Below are 13,226 nucleotides of genomic sequence, written 5' to 3' on the forward strand. Positions count from 1 at the left end.
CCTCTCCCTCAAACAGACTGTTCCTGGACGTAATCCTGCACGTAAGACTGATAGTAATACCTGCTGCCTTTATCGTTATTCGCCACCATTCCCAACAGCGGAATCCCCGCCATTTTCAAATCTTCAAAAGCCAACACCAGCGCCTCCCGCTCAGTTTGATGCAGCCCTACTACCAGCATCAATCCGTTAGTGTGAGCCGCCAACAAATTCGCATCCGCCAAACCTAAAAGCGGCGCCGTATCGTAAATAACTAAGTCAAAATGACTTGACAAAGCTGCCATTAAATGCTGCATTTTTCGGGAAGAAAGCACCTTTGTGGGATCGAGAGGAACCGGGCCGGAAGTTAACACAAACAAATTTTCATCGCGGGGCGATCGCAAAATCACCTGTTGCACATCCACATCATCAGCAATCACATTGTGCAAGCCTTGCCAATTCGGTAAACCCAGCATTTCGTGTACCTGCGGGCGCCGTAAATCCCCATCCACCAACAGCACTTGCTGCCCCATTGCCGCCGCCGCCCGCGCCAGATTTACTGCTACCGTAGACTTGCCGTCACCTACTTGACAAGAAGTAATTACACAAGAATTGATCGGAGTATCAACGTTTAGTAAGCGAATATTCGCATTGAGCGATCGAAAAGCTTCTTGAAAAGCATCCGTCGGCATCGGCGAAATTGCCACATCCACCGGGCTTGTCTCAGCAGGAGGAAGTCTCAAAATTTTATCGCTAGCAGGAATTACCCCCAACAAAGGCAGGCGAATCGACTGTTTGACATCCTCTGGAGTTTGGAACACCGTTTTATTTTTAAACCGTTCCGCCAACTGCGCCGCCAGCATACCAAACAGCATACCAGCCAATCCCCCCAAAGCCAAATTCAAAGGCATAATCGGAGCAACAGCCATCAACTCGCCATTTTTGTAACGCGGAATTTCCGGCTTAGCAATAACTTCCCAAGCCACCTCTTTTTTGCCCACAGCTTCAAGCTGCAAAGCTTGCTGTTTTGCCACCAAACTATTCAGCGTATTGTTAGTCAAATCCAACTCGCGCTGCAAATCGGAATAGCGCCGCAAAATCACCGGGAATTTTTGAGAGTATTGATTCAACTGCTTAGCAGCTTGTTCCAAAACTTGATTCCGCACGCCCAGCACCTGAATTAAATTAGCAGTACCGATAAACTGCTCGATTAACTTAATCCGCACCGGATCTTGAAAAGTCAGCACTTGCGAATTTACCTTAGCCAAATCAGTTCCCAGAACATGTTGGGCTTCTTTCTTCAACAAAGGAATCAGGTTCTTGCGCTGTTCTCGCAACAATTGCATTTGCGGAGTTTCGTCTGTAAACGTAGCCGAGTTAATCGCAATTTGCCCTTCTAATTGTTGCAATTGAGTCAGCATCCCTTGATAGCGGGGAGCTTGACTCAGAGCCGATGCCATCAGCGCTTGCTTCTGGTTTAATCCGAGCTGATTTTGCAGATTGGAATAGAGAAATCTCTGCTGATTTAGCTGCGTTTGCGCTTCCAATCTTTGCGTTTGAAGTTCACTGATTTGCTGCGCGAGTTGTTGGGTTTGAATTTGCGGATCGATGAAATTGTACTGCTGTCGCAATTTTTGGATTTCAGTTTGCAGAGCTTGTTGGCGCTTTTGCTGGTTGGGAATTTGCGATTTCACAAAATCCAGAGTCTGACTAATTTGAGTTGTGGTATCTTGCACGCTGTAGTTGCGGTAGCCTAGCGCAACTTTTTCCAAAACAAACTGAATTTTTTTCGGATCATAATCCCGATATCTAACTTCGATAATCTTGGTATTTTTGAATCGATTAATTGACAACCTAGTTTCCTGAGAAAACGGCAAATTATCTGCTTTTTGGTTCAATAGATAGTTGTAATTTATTTCGGGATACTTAGCCTGCAACTGTTTAATAATCGGCGACATTACTTGGGGGCTTTGCAAAACTTGAATTTGGGATTCGTAGTCAAAACCGCCCTTTTCTTGGGTCGCTGGGGCCGCTGGTTGCAGTTTCAGCTCACCGGAGTAGATTTTGGCTAAAGTATTTTGCGTAACGGCTGGTTCTACTAATAATTGAAAGCGCCCTTCGTACTCGCTTTTTTGATTCAGTGTCCAGGCGAAAACTCCGGTAGTCACTGCCGCTGCTACACCGATGACTAAGATGGAGCGACTGCGGCAAACTTCCCAAAAACTTAACTCTTCTGCCTCGGTTTTGTTTCTGCCTAAAAATTGATCTTCTTCATAAAGTCCCGAAGATATTTTTTGAATATCAGCGGCTTTTTTATGATTAAAAATTGCTAGTGGAGATTGTTTCCCTGGTTTCATTTGATTTCTACAACTTATTAGTTTAAACGTCTGTATTGGTGGCGGAGTTTCAGGAAATCGGTTAATTCCTAAATATTTCATTACCAAACCGCTATTTTTTATATAAAGCGGGTTTCTGAGGTCTTAATGCCAGTCTCTTCAAATCACCTAAAAATATCGAACAACCGAAATATTCCTAACAGCGGGCTGAGAGGAGCGAGAGTCCCGCCTACATTATCCGAGAACGTAGCGCGACCCGATCGCCTTACCATAATTACATCATTATTTTGCAGTTTGGGATTAGTTGCTTCATTGGCAGTTGCAGAAAAATCAACCTTAACAGTTAGCTGCGAAACGGTGCCGTTAGGATTGAGGCGAATTAAATTCACCGAATCCATTTCTGCCCGCGCTTTATTAAAACCTCCCGCTGCTACCAGCGCTTGATTTAAAGTAGTGTTGGGCAGCACCGCAATCGCTCCCGGTTTCACGACTTCTCCCACAATGTTCACCTTAATAGTATCCGGTGAAAAATTAGAATTAGCAACTTGTTCGTCTTGGGTTTCATCGAGGTTTTCGGCTTTGGGAACGATTACCGTATCTCCCTGTTGTAGCGCTAAATCTTGGGATACATCTCCCCCTTCCAAAAGTTGCCACAAATTCACATTAATAATTTGTTCTGTACCCGCCCGTGTCAGGCGGCGAACTTGTATTTGTCGGATATCAGCTACCGGCGTAATGCCGCCCGCCATTTTAATTGCCCTCGTTACCGTTTGCTGCAAAACATTTTCCCCGCCGTTGGTTTCGCTGGCAGCAAACAAACCAGAATTTTCACCCATTTCATTCTCTTGTACCCTACTTTGAGCCTCTTTTGCCAAAGTATAAGTACCGGGGCGAGTTACTTCGCCCACCACAGCAATATTAATTGGTTGAGTGCTTTGTCCGGTAATGTTAGCTACTGCTAAAGTCGGTGCTTCTTGGCGGTTGAGGCTAGTTACAGTGGGAATAAATATAGTATCGCCGTCGCGCAAAGTCATATCGGCCCGCAAATCGCCGTTTTGCAATAATTCCCACAAATCCACACTAATAATTTGTTCCGGTGCGTTGCGCTGGGGGCGGCGGATTTTGATTTGGCGCACGTCTGCTGACTGGGTAATTCCGCCGGCCATTCGCAGAGCCCGCGATATCGTTGGCATTTGAGTTCCCATTTGCTCTGCTGTGCCTCCGGGGCCTGCTGCTGAGGATATTGTATAGGCTCCGGGGCGGTTGATTTCGCCCGCGATCGCAATTTGCAAAGGACGCGGCGCCAGCAGTTTCAGGGTAATCCAAGGACGTTTAAGGTATTTGCCGTATTTGTCTTTAACAGCATTAGAAGCTTGTTCTAGAGTCATCCCGTACACCGAAACGCTGCCAATTAACGGCAAACTCAGGGAACCGTCTGCCTGTACTTGGTGTTGACCGTTGGGGCCGCTGTATTCCGGGACGTTGAAGATGTCCATTTGAATACGATCGCCCGCGCCTAAAGTGTAAACTTCCGATCGTACACTTGAAGGTTCACTTGCCGGCAATCCCGGCAATCCCGGCACTGCCGGTACTGGTACAGGAACAGGAGAACCCGCATCAGGAGGAGGAGGAGGAGGAGGCATAAACTGGGCCGCTGCAGGAGATGAACCCACCGCCGCCAGCACTGACACTGTTAAACTTTGAATCATTAAACTTTTGACAGCATTGCTTGCCCAATAACTTAGCTTGCAGCTTTTGCTGGAAATGTCTCCCTGAGCCCCTCTTCTTGCAGGAAATGGGAGAAATTCTTCACCCTCCCTCTCCGCAAAGGGGACACAAGGATGAGATTTTTTCTCAAGTTGCACGCCGTGCGAAGAACTTTTAACCACCATCGCTTTTTGCCCCTATCCTCATCCAACCCCGCCAACATCAAATGTAACCCAACTGTTCTAACTTGGTCAGAACTTTTTTAACACTCTCTTCCACACTTTCTCGCTCTGTGTAACAAATAATCTCAGGATTAAGCGGTTCTTCATAAGGATCGTCAATTCCCGTAAAACCCTTAATTTCTCCTGCTCTCGCCTTAGCGTATAGCCCCTTGACATCGCGACCTTCGCACACTTCTAACGGCGCTGTGATATATACTTCAACAAAATGGGGCTCCATTGCTCTAATTTCGTCGCGAATTGCTCTGTAGGGGCTAATAGCTGCGGTCATTACGGCTACTCCATTGCGGCTCAGCAGGTGAGCTACAAATCCAATCCGCCGAATATTAGTATCTCTGTCTTCTTGGCTAAATCCCAAACCTTTTGACAAGTTGGTGCGAACGACATCTCCATCCAATATTTCAACTTTGCAACCTCTTGCCTTCAATTCGGGTTCGAGAGCTTTGCTGATCGTTGTCTTGCCGGAACCGCTCAGCCCGGTAAACCACAAAATAAAACCTTTTTCCATTTTCAATTGCTTGGTTAGTAGTGAATAGTGGAGAAATTACGCGACGTATTATTTTACTGTCGCGGTTCCCCATTTTCTGATTCTTTTTGATTTGAGATGCGATCTGACTTTCACAATAACTAATTTTTTTTATTAACCGCAGAGGACGCAGAGGACACAGAGGAAGAGGGAAGGGGAGAAATAAATAGGTAATCTTAAAATCCGTAGGGTGCTCTTGGGCCGTGCACCTTACCTTCAATGGGGGATAACAAACGCCGAACATCTATCCGTAGCGCACCCATCACCTGACTGAGCCTTTCGCAATCTAAAATCTAAAATCTAAAATCTAAAATCCTATTCCCCATGTCCCCAACCTTAAAAGCAGATGTTTTGGTAGTCGGTGGCGGCACCGGCGGCACTGCAGCAGCCGTCCAAGCAGCCCGCCGAGGTGCCAAAACTATTTTAGTAAGCGAATTCCCCTGGCTGGGAGGAATGCTGACAGCAGCAGGCGTTTCTGCCCCCGATGGCAATGAATTAGCAGCTTTTCAAACTGGTTTGTGGGGCGCGTTTTTGCGGGAACTCCAGCAGCGACAGCCGGGAGGTTTGGATTGGGGCTGGGTAAGTTTTTTTACTTACGATCCCCGCACCGGTGCTGAAATTTTCGCTGATTGGGTTAAATGTTTGCCGAACTTACAGTGGATTTGTGGACAAAAAGCTCACGATGTGCTGTATGAAGGAGATCGCATTTCTGGCGTTCAGTTTGCAGATTTTACGGTTTCGGCCAAAATCACTTTGGATGCAACGGAATTGGGAGATGTGCTGGCTTTAGCGGATGTTGGACACCGCTGGGGTTGGGAATTCCAAGCCGAGTGGGGAGAACCCAGCGCGCCGGCTGCCTCTAATGCTCTCACAGAGAGCTATTCGGTGCAAGCTCCGACTTGGGTGGCAATCATGCAGGATTTTGGTAAAGGTGCGGCAGGATCAGAAATTCCCGCGCCGCCTGTTGAAAATCCCGATCGATTTATCGGTGCTTGGGACGGTTACACTCCCGAACAATTTCTCAATTACGGCAGGCTGCCAGGGGGATTGTTGATGATTAATTGGCCGATTCGAGGTAATGATTATGGTGAAGGGGTCGATCGACTCATTAAATCTGAAGCATCTCGACAAGAATTTCTCCAAGAAAGTCTGTGGCACACTCAAAGTTTTGCCCGCTTCATTCAAACGCAACTCGGCCCCCGCTACGGCTTAGCACAGAATATTTTCCCCATTTCAACGATCGACAATCAACAAAATTCTTCCCTTCTTTCTTCCTTTGCCTTACATCCTTACTACCGAGAAAGTCGGCGCTTGCGAGGGATAAGTACAGTCACAGAACAAGATATTTTGCCTATTGCCGGCGGAAGAGTCGCGAAGTTGCCGATAAATTCTGAGGGCATTTGTGAAACAATTGCGATCGGCAACTATGCCAATGACCACCACTACACCAGTGGCGACATTCCTCTGCAGCCAAAATCCCTCCGCTGGGGCGGCCGCTGGACGGGAACTCCGTTTACCATTCCTTACAGCGCCCTAATTCCTGCGAGTACAGACGGTTTGCTAGTCTGCGAAAAAAATATTTCCGTCTCTCACATCGCCAACGGTGCAACTCGCTTGCAACCGACGGTAATGAATATTGGACAGGCGGCGGGGATGGCGGCGGCTTTGTGCGCGGAATCTGGATGTCAGCCGCGGGAGTTGCCGGTGAGAGTTTTGCAGGAAGCTTTGCTGCAAGATTCGGAGGCGAGTGCGGCGGTTATTCCCTTATTTAATTTGACACGGGGGCGATCGGACTGGCTGGATTGGCAACGCTATTATCTTGATCGACCCCAAGCATATCCGGCCAGCGGCGAATGTCAGGACTCAGTAGAGAAACAAAGCAGTCAAACAGCAAATACCCACAGCCAATTTTCGGGCATTTTCCGCCGCCTCGGCGAACAAAACTGGACACTAACGCTGACAAGCCCTGCCTCCTTAGTCGGTCAAACTTGGCAACTCGTGACTTTGGACTCGGAAACCGACAGATTTTTACACAATTGCGAAACCGAAAAGCCTCTGACAGTATGGGGCCGGCTGAATTCGGCAGGTGCTTGGCTGCTGGCGGGCTCAGTAGAATTGAAGAGGTGAGGTTTTTTGCAGAGATCCGAAAAATTCACAGAAATTTATCCTGATCGATCGGGGAGATCCCGTATCAGTTAATAGACACTGACACGGATACTACCCATGCAAACTTACACACCAATTGCTTTACTGAGTCTTTTGGACGTTACTTTGAGCGCCACTGTCGTTCTAGTCTTGGAATCCCTCGTCGGGCTGCTCCAAATTGCCACACATCCATACATTTTATCCGCCCAAACCGAACAAAGGGGCGATCGTTCTCCAGAAAGAGGCAGCGGACGCCGAGAGTTCATTGAGCCTAATCTTTACACTCATCAACTACAAGCATTTTAATGACATTGGACGAAAGCGATTTCCGTTATTGAGTTAGTTTCTGCCGCCCGTGTCGAGCGCTCAATCTGATTTCCTGGGATGATAGTTTTTCAGGTTTCCAAGGCAACTGCATTTCTTGTTTACAGTCATTAGGATCTTCTTTTATGTGAGTGATGATAGCATATAAACCTTAAACCGCCATCTATCGAGAGATTGAATCTCGTATTTGGCGGTTTTGTATATTATTGCAACCGTCTGGGTAGTGCAATTAGGAATTTTTTTATTATTGAAGCCAGAGATTTTAGTTATTCCATTTTACCTCAACTTCTGACAATCAAGCATCCAGGATACCCGCCACGTGATTCATTCCGAAAGCAGACTCAGGACCCAGAAATAAAAAACCTGTATCCGATAAAGCCACCCCCGAATTAATCTCGCGCAAGTCAATGCTTCAATTCTTTAATCTCAAATCTCAAATCTCAAATCTCAAATCTCAAATCGATTGACTGCTCTCATAGATGAGATGCTACGCATCTAAAGTGTCTGTTGCTTCGGGAGGGGGAGAGGGTGAGAAAGGGAGAGGGAAAGATAATTTTCCGCTTTTTATACAAGGATTTTAGGAGACAATTTAAAGGCGCGATAGCTTAACTTAAGCCTGATTCCTTCTTCCTGATTCCTTCTTCTTCTTCCTTCTTCTTCTTCCTTCTGATTCCTGATTCCTGATTCCTAATTCTCTAGTTTGATAATTTCAGGGAAATTCATCCTGATCAGCCTGGGTAAATGTCGTATCTCTAAATAGATACTGAGACGAATACTACCCATGAAAACCTACACTGCAATTGCTTTACTGAGCCTGTTGGGCATTACCTTGAGTGCCAGCGCCGCTCAAGCTTTTGAATCTCCACTCCCCATCCTCGAAACTGGCACCGCTCAATATATGTTGTCAGCCCAAACTCAACAAAAGGGCGAGCGTCCTATTAAGAGGCGAGGCAACCGCAGAAATTTTACTGAGCCTACTGTTTACACTCATCCGCTACAAGATTTCTAAGGGCATCGGACGCAAGTGATGACCACAACTGAGTTGCTTTGGGCCGTTCATTCGATCGCGCGATCGGATTTTCTGGGATTCTAGTTTTTCAGGTTAAGCGACAACTGCACTTTTTGTGGACAGTTTTTAGGAGATTATTTTTAGTGTAACAAATATTAGCATATAAACGGGGAACCGCCATCTACCTAGAGATAGATTCTAGTATGTGGCGGTTTTGTATTGAAAACGCTTCAATTAAACAAGCACTAACCACAGGCCTCGGAGCATCTGGGTTTTTCAACCAATATCCCTCGCCTTCCACGCCTTATTTTGGCGTTGCACAATTTGACGAGGATTTTTGTGGGGTGTCCTGCCTGCTGTGAAAATACAGCGGACTGGCTACGATATCCCATCCCACAAAACCATCAAAATCTTCCCGCAATTATGCAACAGCCTTATTTTAGTAGATCGAACCGGGTTTCGGCATCCATGACTATTCAAGAATTAGGGGCTCGGAGTCGCCTCAAATTCTTGGGAGCGCAACAGTTATTTACGTTCTCCCCCCCACAGGTAGGGTTTAATTTTCAACCGCTGCACTATAATTAATTTGCGATAACTAACTTATATATAGGTAAACTGTCAGCGCAGAGGGTGCAGCAATCTACTTAAATTGGCCACCAATAAGAACCACTTATGCGGTGTGGATAGCCTTTAAGCCCATGCCCTGTTACCTCAGGGAAATTAACTAACCTGAATATTAGGGTAGCTGGCAAGCTTTCCGGCGACAGTCGGCTATGCTTGATTCGGCGCTCTCGCAATAATTTAATGGAGGATGACAAAATGCCTCCTAATTTGGCTATTTCGGGGATAGTGATGAAAAATGACTCTTTAGATCTGGTCAAAAGCCTCAGCCCTAGTGCAATGGATCAGATCATGCTATATCTGGCGTTTAGCGCCATGAGAACCAGTGGGCACAGGCACGGGGCGTTTCTAGACGCGGCCGCAACGGCGGCTAAGTGTGCCATTTATATGACTTATATGGAGCAGGACAACAACCTGCGGATGACCGGACACTTGCATCACATTGAGCCTAAACGGGTGAAGGTGATTGTTGAAGAAGTCCGGGAAGCTCTGACTCAGGGAAAATTGCTGAAAATGTTGGGTTCGCAAGAACCTAGATATTTGATTCAGTTTCCTTATGTCTGGCTGGAACAGTATGGTTGGATGCCGGGACGCCCTCGCATTCCGGGAAACAATTTGACTGTAGATGAAAAAAAATATCTCGAAGGCAAGATTCCTCCGAATCCGCCAGACGCTCAACTGATCAATTCTTTTCAGTTTATGGAGTTGATCGAGTTTCTGCACAGGCGATCGCAAGAAGATATGTCTCCAGAAAGGCGAATGCCTTTGAGCGAAGCTCTAGCAGAACACATTAAGCGGCGCTTGATCTATTCTGGGACAGTAACTCGCATTGATTCTCCTTGGGGAATGCCGTTTTATGCCCTCACCCGCGCTACTTACTCTCCCGCAGAGCAGGAAGAGCGGACATTTACTATGGTTGAGGATACGGCTAGATATTTCCGGCTGATGAAGGATTGGGCGGAAAAACAACCGAAGGTGATGCGAATTATGGAGACTTTGGATATTCCGCCGGAACGGCTCGACCAAGCCCTTGAGGAATTAGATGAAATTATTCGCAATTGGGCCGATCGCTATCACAAGCGGGGCGAACCGACGATGATTTTACAAATGGTTTTTGGGCCGCAAGACGACGCTTAGTTTGATTAACTATTCATCATTAGTCATGAGTTGATTGCTTGAGACTAATGACTAATGATTAATAGCTAATAGCCCTGGACGGCGCAACCGGCTTTTTTTCCAAAAATACTGCGTTAATCCTTTGAATTATCCTAAAAAACCAGGTTGATTGGGCCGCGAATGCGTCCAGGATTAACTAAGCTAAAAAAGCTCTCCATGTCGCCGCTAAAATAATCGCTGCGATCGCTCCTATGAGTGTATTGAAAAAATTTACCACCTCGTTCGTGAGCCACTCAAACTTTGATTGCACCGTCGCCCCAATCACGCTCTCGATATTCGTGGCAATAAAAGCCGCAATAACACAAAAAACAATTCCTGTCAAGTCAATTAAACCTACGGCCCAACTTAAAAGTGCAATCAAAATTGAGCCGACAATACCCGCGATCGTTCCTTCCAAACTTACGGCCCCTTCGGTACCCCTAGGTACGGGCTGCAAGCTAGTAATCAAAAAAGTCCGCTTCCCGTAAGCTTTGCCGATTTCGCTGGCGCTGGTATCGGAAAGTTTGGTGCAAAAACTCGCCGCGTAACCCAACAATAACAGGGAAATAGCATCTTGTGACACAGGCATCTTGCCTGTCTCTGCTAAAACAGACATCTTGCCTGTCTCTGCTAAAACAGACATCTTGCCTGTCTCTGCTAAAATAGATAACGCCAAAACTCCCAAAGCGCAAAGAGTAGCGGTTAAAGCTGAACCCCAGACATTTTCCGGGCCTCGGGCGCCTGAACGCTTTTCTGCTATGCCTTCTGCTTCTTTTTGAGCTTTGCCGATGCGGGTAACTCCCGATCCGACAAGAAAGTAAAACATCACCACAGCATAGCCTTGCCATCCCAAACAGCCCCAAATGAGGACGCCCAATACCCAGCCGTGAAATTGACCAGCGGGAGTGAGCAATTTTTTAGGAGCAATGGTGGCGATCGCGAGTAAAACTGTATTTAGGGTGATCGCCACCAACCAAGGATTAGACCAAGATAAATAATTAAAGAACAATTCTGAATTCTGCATTTAGTACCTCCATGAGTCAAGTCTTATTTCATCTTGCCTTCCCCGTGAGCGATATTGCCCAAACCAAAGCGTTCTATGTAGACGGGCTCGGCTGCGAACTAGGTCGCGAATCGCCTAATTCTGCGATTATGGGTTTGTGCGGCCATCAAATTGTCGCCCACGTCAGCCACGAACCTTTGACGCCTCAGCGAGGCATCTACCCCCGGCATTTTGGGTTAATTTTTACTTCCGAAGCTGACTGGGAAGCGTTGCTAGAAAAAGCCCAGCAAAACAACTTAAATTTCTATCAAGAACCGAGACGGCGATTTGTCGGTTTGCCTACAGAACACCGTACTTTCTTCTTAGAAGACCCTTTCCACAATATACTTGAGTTCAAGTATTATTGTGAAGCTGAAGCAATTTTTGGTCGCAGCGAATACGCTGAAGTTGGCGATGCTGTTTGATTTTTAGTCCGGTAGCGATTTGCCGTGTTCGTGGGGGCGGGTTTACGAGATTGTTGGTTTTAACTCAGATATTGCACCATTGTCAAGAACAGGCAAGATGCCTGTTCCACAAGAAAAATCATCTCTTGTGGAACAGGCAAGATGCCTGTTCCTAAACAAGTAATTGAGAATGGTGCAATATCTCAGTTTTAAGCAATTATTGTAGGTGAAACCCGCCCTACAAAATTTGACATTATACAAGAATGAATCAAACGGTTAATCATGAACTTTTAATGGTTCTGAAAGTGCTTCAGCGACCGCTTTTAAACTGCTGGAATGCCTCGCCATCATGGCATGGGCAAAAACCGACAATTTTACTTCTTTGGCAACAGATATTTGGGAACTAGAAGCGGGTACGATGATGAAATCCCAATCTGTCCAAATCGAAGTAAAATTGAGCTTTTCTAACAAAAAAGCATCTCGATTTAAATCTTCTAGAAAAGCACTGCCAGGACGCATTTGGATGCAGCCTTTTCCCCAGAGAGTGTAAGCCATCCAAGTACCGCTGTGAGGAGAAGATATCGCAATAAAGCGCTGCACTCGGTTAATGCCACCTAACCTTTGCAGGTAGTAGCGAGTTACTAAACCGCCCATGCTCAATCCTACTATATCTAGATGCTGTTCTGGCGCAAAGGTTTTGTCTATATAATCTGCTATTTGTTGGGCTAATTCGTCTATGCTGGCGTTGCCCCAATGGGGCGAGAGATTGAGGGTGTAGACTGACCATCCTAGTTGGGTGAGGTAGGCAGACATTTTGTGAAAAATTCCCGATTTTCTGAAGATTCCGTGAATTAGCAAGACTGGGTTGCGGCTGAAATTGCTATTCATTTTTAAGTGGGAATTTTATTTTCAATAGGTGCTTTTAGTTCTTCAATTAATGCGTTAATACTTAGGGGTTCTGTCACCATTTGGCGGTGCAGCAAAAGGTTGACTTTAACTTCTTTACCTACTGGCATTTGGGAGCTGTTTGCCGGTACAATCATTATGTCAAATGGCGTCCACATTGATGTAAAGTTTATGCGTTTGAGCATTGTCACATCTTGATTTAAATCGCGCAGCAAGCCACTATCGGGGCGCATATCCAGGTATCCTGGTAGGCGTAGGGAATAGGCGGTGAGGGTGCCGTGGTGAGGGGATGATAGGGTGATGAAACGCTGTACGCGGTTGATTCCTCCGAGTCGCTGGACGTAGTAGCGACTGACGATGCCGCCCATGCTGTAGCCTACTATGTCTAAAGATTGTTCTGGATCGAAGGTTTCAGAGATGTAGTCTGCCAGTTGCTTGGCCAGTAAGTCGAGGCCGAGGCTACCGTCGTTGGGGGTGAGGTTGAGGCTGTGGACTGACCATCCGAGTTCGGTGAGGCGGGCGGACATTTTGCTGAAAATCATCTTTGTGTCCCAGATGCCGTGTATGAGGATGACGGGATTGCGATCGAGCGAACTGTTCATTTGAAAAGAAAATTGCTTGCTAATTACAGCATAAATCACTCCCCTAGGGAGTTTTACCCCTACTAGGACAGCTAGCGAATCGGATCGAGGTACGATCGGCAATTAGTGGGAATCGCTAACAAATTCTGAGATACTTGTAAATAAGTGCTGCACAAAATGCTATGCTATTCTGAAAGATAGGCGGCTATGATAGGCGGCTATCGAAAAATAGACACACAAGTGCAAGAATCTAGA

The 13,226-nt window shown here is 46.4% G+C and carries 11 protein-coding genes; 5 read left to right on the plus strand and 6 right to left on the minus strand.

The genetic code is table 11. From position 1 onward, the window contains the following. Positions 1-8: 8 nt before the first annotated feature. From QUB10_RS05020 to cysC, 3 genes are all read right to left on the minus strand, one after another. Positions 9-2,333, minus strand: coding sequence for a polysaccharide biosynthesis tyrosine autokinase (locus QUB10_RS05020; protein ID WP_333200092.1), 2,325 nt, complete (start codon positions 2,331-2,333; stop codon positions 9-11). Positions 2,334-2,476: 143 nt separating this feature from the next. Next, the gene (locus tag QUB10_RS05025; RefSeq protein ID WP_333200094.1) at positions 2,477-4,204 is read right to left on the minus strand and encodes an SLBB domain-containing protein; all 1,728 of its coding nucleotides are present in this window, start codon (positions 4,202-4,204) and stop codon (positions 2,477-2,479) included. 37 nt (positions 4,205-4,241) lie between these two features. After that, positions 4,242-4,766 carry an adenylyl-sulfate kinase gene (cysC, locus tag QUB10_RS05030; RefSeq protein ID WP_333200096.1) on the minus strand — a complete coding sequence of 175 codons (525 nt, stop codon included), beginning with the start codon at positions 4,764-4,766 and terminating at the stop codon, positions 4,242-4,244. 342 nt (positions 4,767-5,108) lie between these two features. Between cysC and QUB10_RS05035 the strand changes: the two genes are divergently transcribed. The 4 genes from QUB10_RS05035 to hetR all read left to right on the plus strand — a co-directional run bounded on the left by QUB10_RS05035 (position 5,109) and on the right by hetR (position 10,020). Then, positions 5,109-6,911 (plus strand): FAD-dependent oxidoreductase, encoded by a 1,803-nt coding sequence (locus tag QUB10_RS05035; protein ID WP_333200098.1) that lies wholly within the window; start codon positions 5,109-5,111, stop codon positions 6,909-6,911. A gap of 96 nt (positions 6,912-7,007) precedes the next feature. After that, positions 7,008-7,235, plus strand: coding sequence for a hypothetical protein (locus QUB10_RS05040; protein WP_333153243.1), 228 nt, complete (start codon positions 7,008-7,010; stop codon positions 7,233-7,235). Between the two features lie 799 nt (positions 7,236-8,034). Beyond that, positions 8,035-8,262 (plus strand): hypothetical protein, encoded by a 228-nt coding sequence (locus tag QUB10_RS05045; protein ID WP_333200100.1) that lies wholly within the window; start codon positions 8,035-8,037, stop codon positions 8,260-8,262. Positions 8,263-9,114: 852 nt separating this feature from the next. Continuing rightward, positions 9,115-10,020 carry a heterocyst differentiation master regulator HetR gene (gene hetR / locus QUB10_RS05050; protein WP_333034952.1) on the plus strand — a complete coding sequence of 302 codons (906 nt, stop codon included), beginning with the start codon at positions 9,115-9,117 and terminating at the stop codon, positions 10,018-10,020. Positions 10,021-10,195: 175 nt separating this feature from the next. Here the strand turns inward: hetR and QUB10_RS05055 are convergent, their stop codons facing one another. Beyond that, positions 10,196-11,062 carry a TIGR00297 family protein gene (locus QUB10_RS05055; RefSeq protein ID WP_333200102.1) on the minus strand — a complete coding sequence of 289 codons (867 nt, stop codon included), beginning with the start codon at positions 11,060-11,062 and terminating at the stop codon, positions 10,196-10,198. A gap of 11 nt (positions 11,063-11,073) precedes the next feature. On the opposite strand from QUB10_RS05055, the gene QUB10_RS05060 reads away from it, so the two are divergent. Further along, positions 11,074-11,505, plus strand: a complete 432-nt coding sequence (locus QUB10_RS05060; RefSeq protein WP_333200104.1) for a VOC family protein — start codon at positions 11,074-11,076, stop codon at positions 11,503-11,505. Positions 11,506-11,760: 255 nt separating this feature from the next. Here QUB10_RS05060 and QUB10_RS05065 read toward each other — a convergent pair whose 3' ends face one another. Next, positions 11,761-12,372: an alpha/beta fold hydrolase gene (locus QUB10_RS05065; RefSeq protein WP_333200106.1), complete on the minus strand. Its 612-nt coding sequence runs from the start codon at positions 12,370-12,372 to the stop codon at positions 11,761-11,763. Positions 12,373-12,374: 2 nt separating this feature from the next. After that, entirely contained in the window at positions 12,375-12,992 is a 618-nt protein-coding gene (locus tag QUB10_RS05070; RefSeq protein ID WP_333200108.1) for an alpha/beta fold hydrolase, read from the minus strand. Positions 12,993-13,226 lie beyond the last annotated feature (234 nt).

It is taken from the genome of Microcoleus sp. B5-D4, assembly GCF_036705145.1.
In the GTDB taxonomy this organism is placed as follows: Bacteria; Cyanobacteriota; Cyanobacteriia; order Cyanobacteriales; family Microcoleaceae; genus Microcoleus.